Here is a 21,151-nt window from a genome sequence, read left to right as displayed (position 1 = left end):
CGCTATGGACCCTCAGCTCGCAGATCACATTGAAAACGCGGTTCCAGAGACCGAGACGCTCACCCCCGAGCGCGGCCGCAATCAGCTTCGGGAGTTCTTTCGCTCTCCAGGCGCGGTGCTGGGGCTGCTCACGCTTTTCTTGATTGTCATCGTGGCGATCCTCGCGCCGCATATCGCGCCGCAGGACCCTTACGATCTTTCGCAGCTCGACATTCTCGACAGCCGGTTGCCGCCGGGATCGGAATCCTTCTCCGGCGTGCCCTACGTTCTCGGGACGGATGCACAGGGGCGCGACATCCTCTCAGGGATTCTCTATGGCCTGCGCGCCTCGCTGATGGTGGGCGTGCTTTCAGCCTTCGCTGCCGCGATCATCGGCACCTCGGTAGGCCTTTCGGCCGCCTATATCGGCGGACGGGTGGAAAGCCTCATGATGCGGATCGTGGATCTGCAGCTCTCCTTTCCGACGATCCTCATGGCATTGATGATGCTCGCCGTGCTCGGCAAAGGCCTGATGAACGTCATCCTGGCTCTGATCATCGCCGAATGGGCCGTCTATGCCCGCACCGTGCGTGCGACGGCCCTCGTTGAGCGCGAGAAAGAATATATCGAGGCCGCGCGCTGCCTGCGGCTGCCGGGCTGGCGCATTCTCTTCCGCCATCTTCTGCCCAACTGCCTCGCGCCGGTGATCGTCATCTCCACGATGCAGGTCGCCCGCGCCATCAGCCTGGAGGCGACTTTGTCCTTTCTCGGTCTCGGCGCATCCGTGACGGAACCCTCCCTCGGCATGCTCATCTCCAATGGCTACCAGTATCTGCTCTCCGGCCTCTACTGGATCAGCTTCTATCCGGGCATTGCCCTTCTCGTGACGATCGTTGCCATCAACCTCGTCGGTGACAGGCTGCGCGACGTCCTCAATCCGAGGAACGTCTGAGATGGCCGCTTTGCTTGAAGTGAAGAACCTCGTCACCGAGTTTCCCCGTCACGGCGGAGCGCCCGTCAAGGCGGTCAACGACGTCTCCTTTTCGCTTGAGAAGGGAAGGGTGCTCGGACTTGTCGGCGAGAGCGGTTCGGGAAAATCCGTCACCGGCTTTTCGATCATGGGCCTCGTCGATGCGCCTGGCCGCGTCGCTGCAGGCGACATCTTCTTCAACGGTGAAAACCTCGCCGATCTCAATGCGGAGGAGATGCGGCGTTTGCGCGGGCGCCATATCGCGATGGTCTTCCAGGATCCGATGATGACGCTCAATCCGGTGCTGCGGATCGAGACGCAGATGACCGAGACGCTCCTCGCGCATGAGAAGATGGATCGTGCCGAGGCGCGTGCACGAGCGCGGGATGCACTCGGCATGGTCGGAATTCCGAGCCCCGAAGAGCGGCTCTCCGCCTATCCGCACGAGTTCTCGGGCGGCATGCGCCAGCGCGTCGCCATCGCGATTGCGCTTCTGCACAGCCCCGAGCTGATCATCGCGGACGAACCCACGACGGCACTCGACGTGACCATCCAGGCCCAAATCATTTCCGAGTTTCAACGCCTGGCCGAGGAGAGGGACACGGCCGTGATCTGGATCACCCACGATCTTGCCATCGTCTCGCGGCTCGCCGACGACATTGCCGTCATGTATGCGGGCCGCCTCGTGGAGACCGGCCCTGTCGCGGAAGTGCTCACCGAACCGCGCCATCATTATACGCGCGGGCTGATGGATTCCGTGCCGAGCCAGAACACCCGCGGCGCGCTCCTGAAGCAGATTCCCGGCATGACACCGAGCCCGGCCAATCTTCCTTCCGGATGCAGCTTCCGAACCCGTTGCGGAGGCGCCGATGCCCTCTGCACGAAGCTTCCGCCCGAGATCGGGGAAGGGGAGCGGAGCTATCGTTGCGTGCACCCCTTGGGTGCGCAGTCCTTGGGCGCGATCGCCGGGGAGGCCGTATCGTGAGCGATACGAACCAGATCATGGAGAACGCTCCAAAGATTCCACTCGTCGAAGCACGCGACGTGACGCGCCGCTTCGGTGCAACGCCGGATCTTGCCGCCCGCATTGCCATCAGCGCAGGCGCGGCGGAACCGCCAGCCGTGGTCTACGCGCTCGACGGCATCAATCTCTCGGTCGCGCGTGGCGAAGTTTTGGGAGTGGTCGGCGAGAGCGGCTGCGGGAAATCGACGCTCGGCCGCATCGTGGCGGGCATTCTGCCGCCGACCGATGGAGAAATCCGCTGGAAGGGCGAGGCGCATCACAAGCTGAAGGGCCGGGCGCGCAAGGCGGCCGATCTCGCCGCGCAGATGATTTTCCAGAATCCGATGGCGGCCCTCAATCCGCGTATGCGCATCGAGAGCATCGTCGCAGAGGCGCCGCGCGCTCACGGCCTCATCGAGGGAAGCGTCTCCGATTACGTCGATGAGCATCTGCGCATGGCCGGCTTCGATCCGGCGATGAAGAAGCGCCTGCCGCACGAATTCTCCGGCGGTCAGCGCCAGCGTGTGAACATCGCGAGAGCGCTCGCCGTGAAGCCGGAATTTCTGGTTTGCGACGAAAGCGTCGCCGCGCTCGACGTCTCCATCCAGGCGCAGATCATCAATCTTTTCGTGAAGCTGCGGGAAGAGCTCGATCTCACCTATATGTTCATCAGCCACGATCTCGGCGTGGTCGAGCATATCTCCGACCGTGTCGTCATCATGTATCTCGGTCGGATCGTGGAAGAGGCGCCGGTTGAAGAAATATTCGCCCGCCCGAACCACCCCTATACACAGGCACTGCTGGCCGAAATCCCGCGCATCGAGCCGCGCAAGCGCCGCTTCGAGGCGATCAAAGGCGAAATTCCGAGCCCGTTGTTTCCGCCGAAGGGCTGTCACTTCCACCCAAGATGCCCGTTCGCCCATGCGCGCTGCCGGGTCGAAGTGCCGAAGCTCAAGCCGGTCGCCGGCGGTCATCTTTCCGCCTGCCATCTGAACGACGAGCCCGCCGCCAGGGCATGACGATCGACTGACTTGACCTTCCAGTGGCTGGAAGCCCCATCTAGGGTGCGATCAGCCACGAGGATGGTCTCATGAACGAGATTGCACCTCCAGAGAGTTTTCGCGAAGGACCTTCTTCGCGGCGATACCATGTCGAGGGCATGACCTGCGCCTCGTGCGTGGGCCGTGTCGAGCAGGCGATCGCGGCGCTACCGTCTGTCGACACAGCCAATGTCAATCTGGCGACGGAGACGGTCGAGGTCATCTTCGCCGGCGCGCCTGAGGACGGCGCCGTGGTCGCGGCGATTAAGAAGGCCGGCTACGATGTGCCGCGCGAGGATTTCGAGATCGCCATCGAGGGTATGACCTGCGCCTCCTGCGTGGGGCGGGTCGAACGCGCAATCGCGGCCGTGCCGGGCGTCGACGCGGTGTCCGTCAATCTGGCGACCGAACGGGCCTCGATGACGAGCCTGGGCGGGCTCGATCGCGGGGCCGTCGCCGCGGCGATCCGCGAGGCCGGCTATACACCGCGCCTGATCGAGCATGACGCGGCCGGGGCCGACCGGCGCGCCGAGGTGAAGGCACGCGATTACGCTGCCCTGAAGCGCGATCTCATCATAGCTGCGGTTCTGACATTGCCCGTCTTCCTGGTCGAGATGGGCTCGCATGTCTCGCCGGCGATCCATGACCTCGTGCAGCGGACGATCGGTTCGGGCAGCAATCATCTCATGCAGTTCGTCCTGACGACGCTCGTGCTCTTCGGCCCGGGATTGCGATTCTTCCGCAAGGGCTTGCCCGCGCTCCTTCACGCCGCACCTGACATGAATTCTCTGGTCGTCGTGGGGGCGAGCGCCGCCTGGGGTTATTCCACGGTCGCGACTTTTCTGCCGCAAGTGCTGCCGGCCGGGACGGTGAATGTCTATTTCGAGGCGGCGGCCGGGATCGTGACGCTCATTCTCGTCGGCCGCCTTCTCGAAGCGCGTGCCAAAGGCCGCACGGGCGAGGCAATCAAACGCCTGATCGGCCTGCAGCCGAAAATCGCCCGGGTCGAGCGGGAGGGGCGTTTCGTCGAAGTGCCGCTTGAAGAGATCGTCGTCGGCGACGTTCTGCAGGTGCGCCCTGGCGACAAGATCGCCGTCGACGGCACCGTTTTGACCGGCATGTCCTATGTCGACGAATCGATGATCACCGGCGAGCCGATCCCGGTCGAAAAGACCGAAGGCGCTGAAGTCGTTGGCGGCACCATCAACAAGACCGGCAGCTTCACCTATCGCGCCGAGAAGGTCGGCAGCGATACGATGCTCGCCAATATCATCCGCATGGTCGAGGCGGCGCAGGGCGGCAAGCTGCCGATCCAGGCGATGGTCGATAAGGTCACGCAATGGTTCGTCCCGGCCGTGATGAGTGCGGCCCTCCTGACTTTCCTCGTCTGGCTCGTCTTCGGTCCGGAGCCGGCGCTGGGCTTTGCGCTCGTCAATGCGGTCGCCGTCCTCATCATCGCCTGCCCCTGCGCCATGGGGCTCGCAACGCCGACCTCGATCATGGTCGGCACGGGCCGGGCGGCCGAGTTCGGCGTTTTGTTCCGGCGCGGCGAGGCGCTGCAGACGCTGCGCGAGGCGCGCGTGATCGCGCTCGACAAGACGGGCACGCTGACGGAAGGCCAGCCCGAACTGACCGATCTCAGTGTCTCTGACGGTTTCGACGAGGCCGAAGTCCTGGCTTTGGTGGCGGCCGTCGAGGCGGGCTCCGAGCACCCGATCGCGACCGCAATCGTCGCCACGGCCGAGCGTCGGGGGTTGACGCTTGCAAAGCCTGACGCTTTCGAGGCGATACCTGGTTTCGGCATCACGGCGCGGGTTGCCGGCCGTGAGGTGATGGTCGGCGCCGACCGGTTGATGACGGAGCACAAAGTCGTCCTCGAGCGCTTCGCCGAGGAAGCCGTGAGGCTGGGTGAGGAGGGCAAGTCGCCGCTTTATGCCGCGATTGACGGGAAGCTTGCCGCGATGCTGGCGGTCGCCGATCCGGTCAAGGCGTCGACGCCGGCCGCGATCAAGGCCCTGCACGATCTGGGATTGAAAGTGGCGATGATCACCGGCGACAATCGTCGCACGGCGGACGCCGTCGCTCGGCGTCTCGGCATCGACGAAGTGGTCGCCGAAGTGCTGCCGCAGGGCAAGATCGATGCGATCAAAGCCTTGCGGTCCGGCGGCCGCAAGGTGGCCTTCGTCGGCGATGGCATCAACGACGCGCCGGCGCTGGCGGAAGCCGATGTCGGTCTGGCGATCGGCACCGGCACGGATGTGGCGATCGAAAGTGCCGATGTGGTGTTGATGTCGGGAGATCTCGGCGGCGTCGCCAACGCGATTGCGCTCTCCAAGGCAACGCTCGCCAATATCCGGCAGAACCTCTTCTGGGCCTTCGCCTACAATGTCGTGCTGATCCCGGTCGCCGCCGGTGTGCTTTATCCGTCGACCGGCGTGCTTCTGTCGCCGATTTTCGCGGCCGGAGCGATGGCGCTTTCGAGCGTCTTCGTCGTCACCAATGCCCTGCGTCTGAGACGGTTTTCGCCACCCCTTGCGGTGACCGGAAAGCACAATGTCCCCTTCGCCAAATCAGCGGCGACGGTGCAACCTGAAACGCCATCAAAACCTGCACAATCTGCGTCCCAAACTCCGGCGGTGCCGGCCAATGTCATGTCTGAGAAGGAGATTTCTATGCTGAAGCTCAAGGTTGAAGAAATGTCGTGCAAGCATTGCGTGGCGAATGTGGAGAAGGCCGTGAAGGGTGTCGACCCCGATGCCAAGGTCGATATCGACCTCGATGCCGGCACCGCCGCAATCGAGAGTTCGGCCGACGAGGTGGCGATCGAAACCGCGATCCGCGAGGCGGGCTATCCGAACGAGAAGTTGGCAGCGGCCTGAATTGCGACCGCGGCTTACCAGTGATTTGCTGCGATTTCCTGGCCGGGCCAACGGGTGAGACCGGACCCGGTCGGGAGATGTCGCCGCATTTGAAACAACTTGTCTCGGTGTCGATCCGAGGCCTCTACGGCTTCACGAGACGAAAGACGACTTTGGTCTGCGTGTAATAGTCGAGCGTCTGAGCAAAGTTCGGCGACCATCCATCCGGCTGGTAGGGAACGAAGCCGTCGAAGGCGAGCTTGCGAGCCGAAACCTGGAAGCCGGCATCAACGAATGCCCGAGCATAGTCGGTGATCGAGCGGTCCTGCACGGTCGTGTTGGTTCGCCCCGCGATCAGGCTGCGCCATTCCGGCCAAAGCGGATTGTCGGTATGGCACCCCGTAACGGCGTAGTAGACGCCGCATGGTTTTAGCACCCGCCAGAGATCGGATGCGTGACGCTGGATGTCCTCGATCAGGTAGATCACTTCATGCGTGAAGGCGACATCGAACTGTTCATCCCATCCGCGCAGTCTTGTGTCGGTATCGTAATGGACGGGCACGGCGCCTTTCAGGCTTTCCGCTTTTTCGACCGACGCCGTCGCGATGTCGACACCCAGCGCCTTTCGGAACGGGCGGAGGGCATAGAGATGCCGCAAGAAACCGCCCTGATTGCAGCCGAAATCGAGGACGTTTTTAGTCGTCAGGTCACGTTCCGGCAGCAGCCCGATGAGGTGACGCCAGATCGGTGCGTGGGCTTCAGTCATGGCGTCTTCGTCGGCGGGATCGACATACCAGGTGGAAATCGTTCTGGTTTTGGCGTTCGAAGCGAGGTTCATCAGGCATTGCCCTTCGTCGCAGTTGCTGGCGGGATTTCCATCTCAGATCGCAGATCCGAACACTGTCCGTTCAGACGCCCGACGTTTTCTGTTCACGGGGCGAGGGGAGCGATTATCCGATGCTTCTCGATGCTCGCCAAGCAAAGCAGGCGTGCATTTACGAGCGCCCTCGATGCTGACCTCGTCGATGACCCAGCCCATGAAACGGCGACCCATGAAACGGCGTGCCGTGAAAAGGCGGGTCGCATGCCGGGATGAGACCGGGCTGGGGGATCGCCGGGCCTCGTGCGCCCCTTGCCGGTTCGCCCTCGGGCTGGCCGTTATCGTAAACGAAACCATAACGCTCCAAGCTGTATGGAGAATGTGGTAGGTCGCTCAGCGCACGGTGGTGATGCCATGCCACCGGCAGAGCCGAGCCTCGCGACAAAGGGAGCGGGACATCTCGTGATGCACCGGAAGCTTCAGAAGCGAAAGCTGACTGCGCGAAAGCGCGTGACGCGGCGCGGTTTGTGGACTGTTCCCGCTGTTGCGATCGGTGCCGTTGCGCTCCTGGCGACGACGACTTTCGTCACCGAGCGCTTCGTGCAGGCATCTGCGAGCCTGATTGCTGCGGGAGGACCTTTTTCGGGACCCATGCACGGTGGAGCCGAGGGGCTCGGGGCCGCATCGCGCGGAGATCGCCTGTCCTCGGTCGCTTTCAAGCAGGATCAGTCGAGCGATCTCGGACAGCGCAGCCCAACGTTCGAGCGCAACCTTTTTGAAGATGCCGATGTGAAAGGCCTGCCGCCCGCTCTTTTCGACACGCAGCGTTTCGCCTGGCAGCCGACGATGGTTCACCTGCCGGAAATCGTCGAGGGTTATCCGGGGCTCCTGGTGCCGGCGAGAGAAGCCGGCACGGCACGATCGGCGACGGCCTTCGCGATGGTCCCCCAGACAAGCGCAGAGGTGTTTGCGAAGCGCTGGATGTCCGAGGCTTTTGAGCCCACCGCCGGGGCGTATCTCGCCGCCCTCATCGGGATTGACCAAGTGCCATTGCCTGAGGAAATGGTCTCAGATGCGGTGGCAGGTCTCGACTTCGTACCGGTCCCGAGGCCCGACATCGGCGAGACCGAGGTCGCCAGCCTGGAGCCGGATGCCCGGCCGGCATCGGCAGTGGGTTTTGACGAAGCTTTGGACGCTCAGGCCGTTTTGAAAAAGGTCGCGGTGCCTGCCTCCCGGCCTACGCCGAGCGTGATTGCGAGAGGCGGTCGCTCGCCGGCAAGTCTTGCTTACGCGGCGGTCGAAGATTCCGCTGCAAGCGATTCATCCGACGGCTTCTTCAACAAATTGTTCGTGCCTGGCAGTCGTGCCAGACTTCCCGGACGCGATAGCGGCGTCGCCGTCTATGAGATTGAATCGGCGACCGTCTACCTGCCGAACGGCGAACGTCTCGAGGCGCATTCTGGCCTTGCCAAGATGCAGGACGATCCCCGTTATGTGCGGGAAAAGAACCGCGGCCCGACGCCGCCGAATGTCTACGATCTGGTGATGCGCGAAAGCCGCTTCCACGGAGCGGAGGCCATCCGCCTGCTGCCCTCCGACGGCCGCAAGAAATACAATCGCGACGGGCTCCTGGCGCACCCCTACATGTATGCCGGGGGCGGGTCGCGCTCGCAGTCCAACGGCTGCGTGGTCTTCGCCAATTACGAGCGCTTCCTGAAGGCCTTCAAGAAGGGCCATATCACCCGCATGATCGTCGTGCCCCGGCTCAAGGACCTCAACACTTATATGGCGGCACTTTAGACTGCCGCCGGTTTATCGGTTGAGCCAGTAGGCATCGCGGGTGAGCGCCGCCGCCCGGCGGGCGCTGTTGACCAGAGCCATGGCGATTTCGTGCCGCGTCTGGCGGGATACGAGATCGGCGTGAAACGACAGGGAATAGCCGATGAGTTGTTCCGACAGCGGGCTGATGACAGCGACGCCGAGCCCGTGGGCTCCGGGAACCGAAGTCTGGGTCGCTTCCGCCCAGCCCTGGGCGCGGATGGTGCCGATCTCCTTTAGGAATACGCTCATCTTTGCAGGTCGGGCGGCCGGATACTTGGTGAAGAAGCCCTGGATCTCGGCATCGGAGCGGCGCGCCAGGAGAGCTTTGCCGAACGAGAGGTAGGTGATCGGATAGCGCCGGCCGACCTCGATGCGGTAGCGCACCGCATCGGTGCCGAGATGCTTGCGCATGGCGACGATCTCGCCGTCGTCGAGAAGGCCGATATAGCCCGTGCACCCCGTTTGTTTGACGAGGTCCCGCACGATCCGATCGACGATTTCGATGATGTCGAAGCGCATCTGGTAGATCGAGCCAAGCTGGAAAAGCATATATCCGGGCCCATAGCCCCGCCCGTCCGAGGCGCGCTGCAGGAGCCCGAGCTCCGCCATTTCCTTCATCAGCCGCGACACCGAGCTTTTTGGGAGGACGAGTTTCTCCGCGACGCGGGAGACCGTGAGATCGGTTTCTTCGGTGGTGAAGCATGCCAGGATCGAAGATGCCTTGGCCAAGGATGACAACGCTTTGTCCCGTATTTTGCAACTCTGTTTCATTATATTTGACTCATTTTCGGCCTCTTGGCCACTGTCTGATCCTGTCAATCATCTCGGGGTGAGGGTTCATGGACGAATTGGCCAGTGGCGCGAGTGCGGGAAAACGTTTGCTGTTTCCGCTGGCGCTTTATGCGGAGCGCTGCAGCGCGGTTCAGGCCGATCTGAAGGGCCGCGGCGTCGGCGTCGCGATCTATGACGAGATCGAAGCCGTGCAATGGCTGACCGGCTTTCCGGGCGCCATGAACATTTATCGCTGCCTGGTGCTGCCGGCCGAGGGCAGTCCAGTTTTCCTGATCCGCGCGCTCGATGCGGCCCCGTTCCGAGATGTGAGCTGGATCGACGATGTCGTGACCTTCTGCGATTGGGACGAGCCGGAAAAGGTGCTCGCCGACACGCTGACGGCCCGCGGCTTCGCGGCCGGTACGATCGGCCTCGACAAGCATTCCTATGGTTTGCCGGTGGACTTCTTCGAGGTGCTGCAGGCCCGGTTGCCTGACGCCCACTTCGTCGATGTCGGTGCGGCTGTCACCGACCGGCGCATGATCAAGAATGCCGCCGAACTCGATCTTTTGCGCCGTTCTGCGGCTGTCGCGGATAAGGCCATGTTGTCCGCTCTCGGCAGTGCGCGCGAGGGCGTCATCCTGCACGATGTCGTCAAAGCCGCCTACCGGGTCTATCTCGATGGGGGCGCTGACCCGTCTCCGGTCGGTCCGATCACGGTCGGCGTCGGCGTTGATTTCCTGCACGGCCATTTGCGCCCGGCACCGCTGAAGCGGGGCGAAATCTGCCATGTGGAGCTCTTGCCGAAATTCGCCGGATACAGTTCGCGGATGATGCGCCCGGTCGTGATCGGCCGGGCGAGCGAACGCCAGGCGCATGTCGCCGAGCGCCTCATCGCCCTGCAGGACGCGCAATTTGCGGCGATGAAGCCCGGCATGATCGCGCGCGACGTGGATGCGGTCGTGCGCGACGCTCTGGTGGAGGAGGGGCTCCGCGACGACTTCACCGGCATTTCCGGCTACACGGTCGGCTTCAACGGCCCGGCCACGCCACGGACATCCGATTTCAATCGCGTCTTCCATCCGAAGGCCGATTGGGAGCTGCAACCAGGCATGACGTTCCACATGTACCTGGTCGCAGACGGCATCGCTTTCTCCGAGACAATACTCATAACCGACAAGGGTGCGGAGCGGCTGACACGCCTCGACCGCAAGCTCTTTGAAAGCGATGTCTTCCCGGCCTGAGTCGGATCGAGTGTGCCCCGCACAGTCTGCCCCCCCAAGAGGAGTGAAAAACAAATGGCTTCCAGTTCCATCTCGCGCCGCAGCTTTCTTGCCGCGACCGGCAGTGCGGCTCTTGCCGCGCCCTTTTTGAACCTGACGGCCCGCGCCGCCTCCAACCAGGTCATCGTGCGCAATCCCGGCGGCGTCTACGAAGACACCATGCGCAAGGCGGTCTACGACCCCTTCACCGAGGCAACCGGCATCGAGGTCCTTTCGGTTCCTGCGACCTTCGCGAAGCTCATGGCGATGTACAGGTCGGGCAATCTCGAACTCGACGTCATCGACACGACGGATGGTTCGCTCCTGAAGCTGGAGCGGGAAGGAGCGCTGGAAAAGCTCGACTACGCCAACTGGGAATTCACCGATCCGAAGGACGTCCGCCAGGATCTCGTGCGCCCCTACATGGTCGGCAATTTCATGTTCGCCACCGTTCTTGGCTACAACACCGATGTGTTTTCCGGCGGCGAGCACCCGCGATCCTGGGCGGAGTTCTGGGACGTGGAGAAATTCCCGGGCGCGCGCATGCTTGCTGATATCGCCTCCGGCCAGCCCAATCTCGAATTCGCTCTGCTCGCCGCTGGCGTTCCGAAGGACGAGCTCTACCCGCTCGACCTCGACAAGGCCTTCGACAGGCTGACCGAGATCAAGCCGCATATCCGCAAGTTCTGGGACAGCGGCGCCCTGTCGGCGCAGATGATGGCCGACCAGGAGGTCGTGCTCGGCTCCATCTGGAACGGACGTTTGCAGACGGCCGCCAAGAATGGCGCTCCGCTGGCGATCGAGTGGAACGAGAACATGCTGCAGGTGCAGGCCTACGGCATCTTCAAGGACACGCCGAATGCCGAGAACGCGCAAAAGCTCGTCGACTTTGCCTGCGGCGCCAAGCCCGGCAGCATCTTCGCGACGGCGCTCAATTACGGTCCGGCCAACCAGAAGGCCTATGACTTGATTGACCCGAAGCTTCTGCCCGACATGCCTGGCAGCCCGCAACTGGCGGAACAAGGCTTCCTGCAGGATGTCGTCTATTGGGAAGACCATCGCGATGAGATCAACCAGCGCTGGGCGGATTGGATCATCGAATGACGGAAACGAGCGGATCCGGACACATCACGCTGGAAGGGGTCGGCAAGATCTACGGCGATACCCGGGTCGTCAGCGACGTCAACGTGACCATTGAGGAGGGGGAGTTCTTCTCCCTTCTCGGCCCTTCGGGCTCCGGCAAGACGACGACGCTGATGATGATCGCCGGCTTTGCCGAGACCGATCTCGGCCGCATCACTGTCGGCGGGCGCGACATCTCCTCGGTGCCGCCGAAGAACCGCGGCTTCGGCATGGTCTTCCAGAACTATGCCCTGTTCCCGCATATGAGCGTGGCGGAAAACGTCGCCTTTCCGCTGAAGGTGCGCGGCGTCTCCGCCTCCGAACGGCGCGAGCGTGTCGCCTGGGCGCTCGAAACCGTCAAGCTCACGGATTTCGCAGATCGTGCTCCGCGCCGTCTCTCCGGTGGCCAGCAGCAGCGCGTGGCGCTTGCACGTGCCATCGTCTACCAGCCCAAGGTCATCCTGATGGACGAACCTTTGGGTGCGCTCGACAAGAATCTGCGCTTCCACATGCAGACGGAGATCAAGGATATCCAACGCCGCCTCGGCATGACGGTGATCTACGTCACCCATGACCAGGAAGAGGCGATGAACTTGTCGGACCGCATCGCCATCATGCGCGATGGGCGGATGGCGCAGCTCGGCTCGCCTTCCGAGGTCTATCAGCATCCTGTTTCCGCCTTCGTCGGCACCTTTCTCGGCGAGGCCAATCTTCTGCCGGTGACTGCCACCTCCGCTCGTTCCGCGAGCCGGGGCGGGCTGACGCTCGCTTGTTCGGAAAGCCCGAGCGGGCTTGAAAGCGGTCAGGCTCTGCTTTTCGTGCGACCGGAGAAGCTGCGCGTTGCGGCGATGACGGGCGGTGGCTTCGACAACGAACTCGCCGGCACCGTCCATCGCGTCTCCTATCTCGGCAACATCATCCGTTACGGCGTCACCATCGATGGCGAGGATCTGACGGCCGATGTGCAGAACCTCTCCGGCGAGCCGGCTTTTGCCGTCGGCGCATCCTGCGTGCTCGGCTTCAACGCGGCCGATTGCCGGCTTCTGCCGGTGGAAGCGCCGGCGCGGTCCGGCTTTGCCTCCGAGGAGAACGAGGCATGAGTGCTGCGCGAAACGGATACGCGCTGCTTCTCCTGCCGATGCTTGCGCTTCTGACGCTGGTCTTTCTGGGGCCGCTCCTGTGGTTTCTGATTGTCACGCTCGGTCAGCTGATCGACCAGCGCGGACTTGCCGACGGGCTCGCCTATGCGGGCAAGGTGCTTGCTTCGCGCGCCGTGGTGCAATCCTTCGTCACCACCTTGCGCATCTCGGTGATCGTGACGTTCGGCTGCCTCGTCATCGCCTATCCGCTCGCTTATTTCCTGTCGCGCGCCAGCAAGCTCGCCTTCAACCTCGTCGTGTTGTGCGTGATCGTGCCCTATTTCACCTCCGTCATCGTGCGCACCTATGCCTGGATGGTGCTGCTCGGCTCCAAGGGGCTGATCAACGATGCACTTGTCTCTTCGGGATTGGTCACCGAACCGCTCGACCTTCTTTATAACGAGCGCGGCATCCTGATCGGCATGATCTACGTGCTTCTGCCCTACATGGTGCTGACCCTCTATGCGGCGATGAAGAGCATCGACCCGCGGTTGATGCAGGCGGCCCGCGGCATGGGTGCCGGCGGTTTCACCACCTTCTGGAAGATCTATTTCCCGCTCTCCCTGCCGGGAGTGGTGTCGGGCGGGCTCATCGTCTTCATCCTCGCTGTCGGTTATTTCATCACGCCCGCGCTGATGGGCGGACCGGGAGACATCATGATCGCCATGAAGATCCAGCACGAGGTGGAGATCATGCTGAACTGGCCGTTGGCTGCAGTGATGGCGCTGGCTCTGCTCGTGGTGACGCTGCTGCTCTTCTTCATCTACATCGCATTCGGCGGGCTCAACTCGTTGATCGGGAGCGAACCGGAATGACCCGCACGCCCGCCTGGCTGCGCCTGATCGTCGGCATCGGCGCTCTGCTGTTGATCGCGCCGATCGGCATTATCGTCATCGTTTCCTTTGGTGGGGACGGCTATCTGAAGTTCCCGCCGAGTTCCTTGTCGCTGCAATGGTATGAGGTTTTCTTTGGTGATGGCCGCTGGTGGGACGCGTTGTGGGCCTCGGCGATCATCGCGCTGGTGGCGAGCCTCTTCTCCACCACGATCGGTTTTCTGGGCGCCTATGTGCTGGTGCGCAGCTCGAGCCGTTTTCGGACAGCCTTGCTGGCTCTGGCGCTGACGCCGATGATCGTACCGCAAGTGATCACTGCGATTGCGATGTTCTATGTCTCGTCGCAGCTCGGTCTCGTCGGCAATCTCGTCTGGGTTTCCATCTGCCATTCGGTGATCGCGCTGCCGATCGTGCTTCTCATCCTGCTTGCCACCTTGCGCAACATCGATCCTGCGTTGGAGCGGGCCGCCGCCGGCATGGGTTGCTCCCGACTTCAGACTTTCCGTCTCGTTGTGATCCCGCTCGCCTTGCCGGGCGTCGTCTCCGCGGCGCTTTTCTCCTTTCTTGCCTCCTTCGACGAGCTCATCATCTCGCTCTTCCTCACCGGCGTGCGGACCCAAACGCTGCCGGTCAAGATCTGGAACAGCCTGCTTCTGGAAGTGGAGCCGACGATTGCCGCTGTTTCCACCTTCCTGGTGGCGATCACGGTGATTGTGCTTCTCGCCGACTGGGCGATCCGCAAGGCGAGCGGAACGCTCGAAACGGGAGCCTGATCGACGTGACGAAAATGCCGATCGGCATCCTCCTGCCCGGTCACGCGCCGGAGGGCTTGGCGCATGACAAGGGCGATTACGACGCGTGTTTTCGCGCGCTCCTCGGCGAGACGGACTTTACCTATCGCATCTGGGATGTGGAAGCTGGCGAGTTGCCCGACGACATCGATGCGGCCGCCGGCTGGCTCATCACAGGTTCTCGCCATGGCGCCTACGAGGATCATCCCTGGCGCGATCCTCTGGAGCATTTTATCCGGGCTGCGCGTTCGGCCGTCCGGCCCCTCGTCGGGATCTGCTTCGGCCACCAGATCATTGCCCGCGCGCTGGGCGGCGAGGTGAAACGCGCCGATGTCGGCTGGATCTTGGGTCCGCAGACCTATCGCGGGCCGGCAGATCAACGCTTCACCGTCAATGCCTGGCACCGCGATCAGGTGACGCGAGCACCATCGGGCGTCGAGGTTTTTGCTGAAGGCGAGAACTGCCCCATCGCAGGGATGTTCGAGCGGGAGAGGCTTCTCACCTTCCAGCCACACCCGGAATTCGATGCGGATTATGTGAGTGGGCTTCTCGCCGAACGCGGCGCCGCATTGCCCGAGGCGATGCGGAAGTCTCTGCCCGACCGGATTCGCGAAACGGCGCTCGACCGGTCGTTCGTCGCTGCTCTCATGAGGCAGTTTCTGAAGACGGGCTCCCTCGGCCTCTAGGTGAGGCCGGTCTCCGGCAACGGCTACCGGAAGCGGCGATAGGTGAAGGGTGGCGGCGCCTCGGGCGCCTGTCCGTGGCCCAGTTCCGGGCGAGTTTCTCCATCTCGGCATGATGGGACGACAGACTGCAGGCCGGATCGGTGTTTTCCGGATCGCCCGTCACCGGCCGTGCCGCAGCGCATTTCGCGTTGAAGGCCGACGGCGCGTTGGTGATCCGGGCACAGCCGTCGGCGTTGGTCCACAAGATACGCAATTGGCGAAGCGTGAGATCGTGTCGGCTGACACCTTCCAGGCGCCAGAAGTACGAGGTAAGCGTTGCGGCCGACAATTTTTTAGACTTATCTAGAAAGACAGAGTTCGTTCATTTCCGAAGTTATCTGCCGTCTTGCGAGTTTATTTCTGTTGCGGCGCGGCAGAAAGGAAGGTCACGCTTCAAACGCCGCACGACCGACGTCGTATTGGGACATGTCGAATGTCGTCGATCTGGGAAGACGCTTCCCCCTGGAAGGAAGACGCTTTCCCTTGGAAGTTTGTGGGGCTCTCGGGCGTGGTGACGAGCCCATAGTGCCGATGTTTGTGGTGGAGCACGTCTAGATGGCGTCCTGCCGGGATGAATGAGGCGACCCAAGCTGCGTTCCCGTACCGCGCGCTGAAGGCTCGTCACCAGCCTGGCCAAGGTGGAGCTTTTGAGCAACGCGGCAACTTTTCGGCGAGATGGGAGGGCGAACGATGCGTCACACAATCTTTGGTCCCGTCCTTGCCGCCACTCTTTGCACGAGCCCGGCATTGGCGATGGCCGCCTCGGCCGGCAACGACTATCCGAGCGAGGCGATCGCCGAATATGTCTATGCCTGCATGAAGGCGAATGGCGAGACGCGGCCGGTCCTGTCCGCCTGCGCCTGTTCGATCGACGTCGTCGCCTCGCTCCTCACCTATGAGCGTTATCTGACCGCGAGCACCTTCTTGAGCATGCACCAATTGCACGGAGAAGGTGCCGATATCTTTCGCAACAGCCCACGCTCGAATGCGTCGATCCAGGATCTGCGCCGCGCCCAGGCTGAGGCGGATGTGCGCTGCTTCAAGGGTAACTGAGCGCCCGAAGTATCGGCTTTGGCGGGCTTTTCGGGTCTTCAAGGCATCTGGGTGCGACAAGGAGTCATCAGTATCCTTGCCGAGAATGCAGAATGCCCGTACAGTACTCATTAGGTTTTCGACTTAAAAAGAATCCAACCTGGGAATTGGATGCTGTCGAAGGTCAGTTCGAGTGCGCAAATGAAAGCGTAGCTCGATGTCGTTTCGTATTGTCGAAAACCCTTTTCAATAAGCGTTCGTGCGTTCGGCCGCGGCTGTACGTAACGAAACCATAGACGACGCTAATGTCGCAATGGGAGGGTCAAATGGGTCGCATCGTGACGGCGCTTTGCGCCGGGCTTGGGCTCGTCATATTGATGGGGCCAGCATTCTCTAATGAAAAACTCATTGAAATGGAGAAGAACGCGAAAGAGTGGGTCATGCCCACCGGCAATTATGCCAATCACCGCTTCTCCGAGCTCGATCAAATCAACAAGGACAATGTCGGCGATCTGCAGGTCGCATGGACGTTTTCAACCGGCGTCCTGCGTGGTCATGAAGGCGGACCACTCGTCATCAATGACATGATGTACGTGCATACGCCGTTTCCGAACATCGTCTATGCGCTCGACCTCAACAACGACGGCGCCATCAAATGGAAATATGAGCCGGTTCAGGATTCGAGCGTGATCCCGATCATGTGCTGCGACACGGTCAATCGCGGCCCAGCCTATGCGCCGGAAGGCGAGGGCCATCCGGCGATGTTGATCCTCAGTCAGGCGGATACGACGGTCGTGGCCCTCAACGCCGAAACCGGCGAAGAGGTCTGGAAGGTCAAAAACGGCGACCCCGGCAAGGCGGAAAGTGCGACCTCGGCGCCCCTGGTCTACAAGGACAAGGTGCTGATCGGCGTCTCCGGTGCCGAATTCGGCGTGCGTGGCCGGGTCACCGTCTACAGTCTTGCCGACGGCTCGGTCGCCTGGAAGGCGTTCTCCACTGGTCCGGACGAAGACATGCTCGTCGACCCGGAAAAGACGATGGCGCTCGGTAAGCCGATCGGCAAGGATTCCAGCCTTCAAAGCTGGGAAGGCGACCAGTGGAAGACCGGTGGCGGCACCACCTGGGGCTGGTACGCCTATGACCCGGATCTGAACCTCATTTATTACGGAACGGGCAATCCATCGACGTGGAACCCGAACCAGCGGCCGGGCGACAACAAATACTCGATGACGATCTTTGCGCGCGATGCCGATACGGGCATGGCGAAGTGGCTCTATCAAATGACGCCGCACGACGAGTGGGATTATGACGGCGTCAACGAGATGATCCTGGTCGATCTCGAAATCGACGGCGAGATGGTGAAAGCGCTCGTGCATTTCGACCGCAACGGGATTGCCTACACCATGAATCGCGAGACGGGCGAACTCCTGCTTGCCAAGAAATACGACCCCGCAGTCAATTGGACGAGCGGCGTCGACATGGACAAGGACAGCGAGACGTATGGTCGGCCCACGGTGGTGAGCGACTATTCCACCGATGCGCAGGGTGAGGACACCAACGTCGAGGGCATCTGCCCAGCGGCGCTCGGCACCAAGGACCAGCAGCCGGCCGCTTATTCGCCGAAGACCCAGATGTTCTATGTCCCGACGAACCATGTGTGCATGGATTACGAGCCGTTCCGCGTCAGCTACACCGCCGGCCAGCCCTATGTGGGTGCGACCGTGTCGATGTATCCGGCACCGGACAGCCATGGCGGCATGGGCAATTTCATCGCCTGGGATGCCAGGAAGGGCGAGATCGTCTGGTCGATCCCCGAACAGTTCTCAGCCTGGGGCGGTGCACTCGCCACGGCCGGCGACGTCGTCTTCTACGGCACGCTCGAAGGGTATCTCAAGGCGGTCGATATCGAGACCGGTAAGGAGCTCTACAGGTTCAAGACGCCTTCCGGAATCATCGGCAACGTCAACACCTACGAGCATGACGGCAAGCAGTATATCGCCGTCCTTTCGGGTGTCGGGGGCTGGGCCGGCATCGGGCTTGCGGCGGGTCTCCTGTCGCCCGAAACGGCTGCAGGTTGGCACGAGGCTGTCGATCAGGGGCGTGAGCAGGGGGATACGGAGGCTCAGGTCGGTACGGCCGGCCTTGGCGCGGTCGGCGGCTATTCGGGCCTTGCCAACTTCACCAATCTCGGTGGCGTGCTGACGGTCTTCGCGCTTCCCGATTGAGACTGGCGAGCTGAAGAGAGGGCCCGGCCTTTTGCCGGGCTCTCCACAGATGCCTCATCAACCTGTCAGGAGTTACGATGCTCGCTCGCAGCATGGTCGCGCTTGTCTTTGCTCTTGTCTGTGGATTTCTGGCTTCTGCCGCTGTTGCACAGGATACTCCGGGGGATCCCGCCATCGCGGAGGACCGAGACGGAAAATACTTCGACGCCGACGGGACGCCCACTTTCAAGTTCGAGAACGGGGAAGTCGACTGGTATACGTTCTCCGGTTATCGCCGCTATCATGCCGCCTGCCATGTCTGCCATGGCCCCGACGGTCTTGGGTCGAGCTATGCGCCGGCACTCGCCCATTCGCTCGAACGTCTCGATTACGCGCATTTCCTGGCGGTCGTCGCCGGTGGACGCGAGAATGTCTCCAGCTCGCAGAAGAACGTCATGCCGTCCTTCGGCACCAACCCGAACGTGATGTGCTACATCGACGACATCTACGTCTATCTGAGGGCGCGAGCGCAAGGAGATCTGCCACGCGGCCGTCCGCCCAAGAAGGAAAAGAAGCCGGAGTCCTTCATGAAGGCGGAAAACGATTGTCTCGGCACATGATACCGGCTCCCACGCACATCCGCCTGGCGATCGCGATGTCGGCCGCAATCCTTGGGCTTTCTGCAACACAGGGGCAGGGCCTGGCCCAGACGACGGGGCTCGGCGAAGCGATCGAACTCGTCGATCCGAACGTCTTTCGCGTCTGCGCCGATCCCAGCAACATGCCCTTCTCCAATCAAAAGGAGGAAGGCTATGAGCAGAAGCTGGCCGAGCTCTTTGCAGAAAAACTCGGGAAGACGGTCGCCTATACCTACTTTCCCGAAGTGATGGGCTTCGTGCGGCATACGCTCGGCGCTCATGAATGCGATGTCATCATGAGCTATGCGCAGGGCGACGAACTGGTGCAGAACACCAACGCCTATTACCAGACCGCCTATGCGCTGGTGACGATGCCGGATTCCGGCCTTGGGGAAGTGACGACGCTCGCCGATCCGCGCCTCAAGGACAAGCGCATCGGCGTCGTCGCGCGCACACCGCCCGCGACCAATATGGCCATGCACGGGCTTCTCAAGAAAGCGAAGCCCTATCAGCTGATGGTCGATACGCGTCGGGGGACCAGCGCCGAGGCGATGATCGCCGATCTGAAGGCCGGCGAGATCGACGTGGCTGCGCTGTGGGGGCCGCTCGCCGGCTGGTTCGCAAGCCAGGCTGATCCGCCTCTCACCGTCACTGCGCTTTTGAGCGAGGAGGGCGGTTCGCGCATGGTCTACCGCATCACCATGGGCGTGCGCCCGACCGATCAGGAGTTCAAGCGCACGCTCAATCGGCTGATCCGAGAGAACCAGAACGCGATCGATGCAATCCTGCTCGATTATGGCGTGCCCATCCTCGACGCCCACGAAAAGCCGATCACCCATTGATCTGACACGCTTCGACCGCTGCGTTCAGCCCAAGAGGTTTTCGTTCGGGGAGGGATCTTCGGGTTTCGGCGAGGTCGCAGGCGAGGCAAGCGTGTGGCCGCTCAATCCGAAAGCTCGGCCTGTATCTCCCTTGCGAGTGCGAAAAGGCGTTGCTCGATCAGCGAGGGCACTTCGCAGACATATTTGAGCGAATGGCGCCGGTCGTTGAAAATGCGGACCTGCACGAGAAGGCCGGTTTTCAGCTCCTGGGCTTTTTCGGAATCGGGCGATTTTTGGCGAAGGTCGCTCAGGGTCGATTGCTGCGTGCGGATCTCCTCAGCCATCGCCTTCTGCCGGCGCGCATAATGCTTGATGCCGCTCATCACCTCGCTGCGCTCTGCGTTCAGCGTTGCGAAAATGCCGGCGAAGAGCCGGGTCAGCCGCGCCTCCTTCTCGGATTTATCGAGGCCGGCGGAAAAGTCCCGGATTGCAGCTTTCGCGTCCTCGATCGGCATGCGGCGTGCGGCGAGCCTGCGGGCGAGTACTGCGATCGCCTCGTCGTCGCGCCAGGCCGTCACCGCCTCATCGACCGAAGGGCCGGTCCATACCTGCACGACCGAGAGCGTCGGCACTTCCGGCTGAATGCAGGGCCAGTCGGGATCTTTGCGTGGCTGGGCTATGGCCGATGCGCCCGTCAGAGTGAGCACGGCGGCGACAACGATCAGGAAGCGGCATCCCGAGACGACCATGCAACCAGAATGCGCGCCGATGGGGCCGGCCGCAAGCCCGTCAGAGCAATGCTGCCGGCCCCCGCCCCCACCCCTCATTTGACCAGAATCTGGGCGCCCTGCGTCTCGCCGGTGGTGTTCGGAATGCGCAATTCAAACCTTCCAGGCCGGATCGGCACGAAGGTCATCTCAACTTCACCTGCGGCGTCGAACTCGATGGAATCGACGCCGAGCGGGCGTATCTCGATGTCGTTGATGACGATCTCGTTTACCCACACATTGCGGAAGAAATCGGCGCCGTGCACGGCGAGTTCGGCCGTGCCATCGGCCTCGATCGTCAGTTTGTATTGCTTGCCGGATTCAAGCTCGATTGGTGCCTCGAGCAATGGCTTGCCCGAAGACAGTGTGATCGGCCCGACATCGATCGGTCGGGTCAAGAGCCCGGACTGAGCATGTGCGAGCGCCGGCGCGAAAGCCGCGGCGGCCGCCAGAATGGCAAGTTCTGCGCTCCTCTTCATCTGCATAGTTCTTCCTCCCCCTGTCGTTCTTCGCCCTGGCGCTTTTCGACCGTGTCGTTCCGTTCCCTCGCTTTGC

19 protein-coding genes are annotated in these 21,151 nt (G+C 62.3%); 15 read left to right on the top strand and 4 right to left on the bottom strand.

Features of this window, described 5'->3' with window-relative positions:
* The first annotated feature begins 4 nt into the window (after positions 1-4).
* The 4 genes from J2R99_RS17450 (at position 5) to J2R99_RS17435 (ending at position 5,871) form a co-directional block, all read left to right on the top strand.
* On the top strand, positions 5-931 hold the full coding sequence (locus J2R99_RS17450) for an ABC transporter permease (RefSeq protein ID WP_307155620.1): 927 nt from the start codon (positions 5-7) through the stop codon (positions 929-931).
* A 1-nt stretch (position 932) separates the two neighbouring features.
* Entirely contained in the window at positions 933-1,934 is a 1,002-nt protein-coding gene (locus J2R99_RS17445) for an ABC transporter ATP-binding protein (RefSeq protein WP_307155619.1), read from the top strand.
* Positions 1,935-1,951: 17 nt separating this feature from the next.
* Positions 1,952-2,971: an ABC transporter ATP-binding protein gene (locus J2R99_RS17440; RefSeq protein WP_307155769.1), complete on the top strand. Its 1,020-nt coding sequence runs from the start codon at positions 1,952-1,954 to the stop codon at positions 2,969-2,971.
* Between the two features lie 71 nt (positions 2,972-3,042).
* Complete coding sequence (locus J2R99_RS17435) at positions 3,043-5,871, top strand: heavy metal translocating P-type ATPase (RefSeq protein WP_307155618.1); 2,829 nt, start codon at positions 3,043-3,045, stop codon at positions 5,869-5,871.
* Between the two features lie 124 nt (positions 5,872-5,995).
* Here the strand turns inward: J2R99_RS17435 and J2R99_RS17430 are convergent, their stop codons facing one another.
* On the bottom strand, positions 5,996-6,688 hold the full coding sequence (locus J2R99_RS17430; protein ID WP_307155617.1) for a class I SAM-dependent methyltransferase: 693 nt from the start codon (positions 6,686-6,688) through the stop codon (positions 5,996-5,998).
* 447 nt (positions 6,689-7,135) lie between these two features.
* On the opposite strand from J2R99_RS17430, the gene J2R99_RS17425 reads away from it, so the two are divergent.
* Entirely contained in the window at positions 7,136-8,470 is a 1,335-nt protein-coding gene (locus tag J2R99_RS17425; RefSeq protein ID WP_307155616.1) for a DUF2778 domain-containing protein, read from the top strand.
* 12 nt (positions 8,471-8,482) lie between these two features.
* On the opposite strand, the gene J2R99_RS17420 is transcribed toward J2R99_RS17425, so the two are convergent.
* Positions 8,483-9,220: an IclR family transcriptional regulator gene (locus J2R99_RS17420; RefSeq protein ID WP_307155615.1), complete on the bottom strand. Its 738-nt coding sequence runs from the start codon at positions 9,218-9,220 to the stop codon at positions 8,483-8,485.
* A 110-nt stretch (positions 9,221-9,330) separates the two neighbouring features.
* On the opposite strand from J2R99_RS17420, the gene J2R99_RS17415 reads away from it, so the two are divergent.
* From J2R99_RS17415 to J2R99_RS17370, 10 genes are all read left to right on the top strand, one after another.
* Positions 9,331-10,506, top strand: coding sequence for a M24 family metallopeptidase (locus J2R99_RS17415; protein WP_307155614.1), 1,176 nt, complete (start codon positions 9,331-9,333; stop codon positions 10,504-10,506).
* A 54-nt stretch (positions 10,507-10,560) separates the two neighbouring features.
* Positions 10,561-11,628 carry an ABC transporter substrate-binding protein gene (locus tag J2R99_RS17410; protein ID WP_307155613.1) on the top strand — a complete coding sequence of 356 codons (1,068 nt, stop codon included), beginning with the start codon at positions 10,561-10,563 and terminating at the stop codon, positions 11,626-11,628.
* Positions 11,625-12,746, top strand: coding sequence for an ABC transporter ATP-binding protein (locus J2R99_RS17405; protein WP_307155612.1), 1,122 nt, complete (start codon positions 11,625-11,627; stop codon positions 12,744-12,746). Before J2R99_RS17410 ends, J2R99_RS17405 begins: the two co-directional genes overlap by 4 nt.
* Positions 12,743-13,600: an ABC transporter permease gene (locus J2R99_RS17400; protein WP_307155611.1), complete on the top strand. Its 858-nt coding sequence runs from the start codon at positions 12,743-12,745 to the stop codon at positions 13,598-13,600. Before J2R99_RS17405 ends, J2R99_RS17400 begins: the two co-directional genes overlap by 4 nt.
* A complete protein-coding gene (locus tag J2R99_RS17395; RefSeq protein WP_307155610.1) occupies positions 13,597-14,391 on the top strand; it encodes an ABC transporter permease in 795 nt (264 codons plus the stop codon). Before J2R99_RS17400 ends, J2R99_RS17395 begins: the two co-directional genes overlap by 4 nt.
* A gap of 14 nt (positions 14,392-14,405) precedes the next feature.
* Positions 14,406-15,095 carry a type 1 glutamine amidotransferase gene (locus J2R99_RS17390; RefSeq protein WP_307155768.1) on the top strand — a complete coding sequence of 230 codons (690 nt, stop codon included), beginning with the start codon at positions 14,406-14,408 and terminating at the stop codon, positions 15,093-15,095.
* 729 nt (positions 15,096-15,824) lie between these two features.
* On the top strand, positions 15,825-16,187 hold the full coding sequence (locus J2R99_RS17385; RefSeq protein WP_261212512.1) for a hypothetical protein: 363 nt from the start codon (positions 15,825-15,827) through the stop codon (positions 16,185-16,187).
* A gap of 305 nt (positions 16,188-16,492) precedes the next feature.
* Positions 16,493-18,391, top strand: a complete 1,899-nt coding sequence (locus tag J2R99_RS17380) for a methanol/ethanol family PQQ-dependent dehydrogenase (RefSeq protein WP_370872408.1) — start codon at positions 16,493-16,495, stop codon at positions 18,389-18,391.
* A gap of 77 nt (positions 18,392-18,468) precedes the next feature.
* Positions 18,469-18,990 (top strand): c-type cytochrome, methanol metabolism-related, encoded by a 522-nt coding sequence (locus J2R99_RS17375; RefSeq protein WP_307155609.1) that lies wholly within the window; start codon positions 18,469-18,471, stop codon positions 18,988-18,990.
* Positions 18,991-19,025: 35 nt separating this feature from the next.
* Positions 19,026-19,850 carry a substrate-binding domain-containing protein gene (locus J2R99_RS17370; RefSeq protein WP_307155608.1) on the top strand — a complete coding sequence of 275 codons (825 nt, stop codon included), beginning with the start codon at positions 19,026-19,028 and terminating at the stop codon, positions 19,848-19,850.
* A 101-nt stretch (positions 19,851-19,951) separates the two neighbouring features.
* Here J2R99_RS17370 and J2R99_RS17365 read toward each other — a convergent pair whose 3' ends face one another.
* Together J2R99_RS17365 and J2R99_RS17360 are read right to left on the bottom strand one after the other, a co-directional pair.
* Entirely contained in the window at positions 19,952-20,578 is a 627-nt protein-coding gene (locus J2R99_RS17365; protein WP_307155607.1) for a hypothetical protein, read from the bottom strand.
* A 74-nt stretch (positions 20,579-20,652) separates the two neighbouring features.
* The gene (locus J2R99_RS17360) at positions 20,653-21,081 is read right to left on the bottom strand and encodes a cupredoxin domain-containing protein (RefSeq protein ID WP_307155606.1); all 429 of its coding nucleotides are present in this window, start codon (positions 21,079-21,081) and stop codon (positions 20,653-20,655) included.
* Positions 21,082-21,151 lie beyond the last annotated feature (70 nt).

This window comes from Rhodopseudomonas julia (assembly GCF_030813515.1).
GTDB classification, from domain to species: domain Bacteria; phylum Pseudomonadota; class Alphaproteobacteria; order Rhizobiales; family Afifellaceae; genus Afifella; species Afifella julia.
The sequence above is the reverse complement of the archived record's forward strand: the minus strand, read 5'-3'. Positions and strand labels throughout refer to the sequence as shown.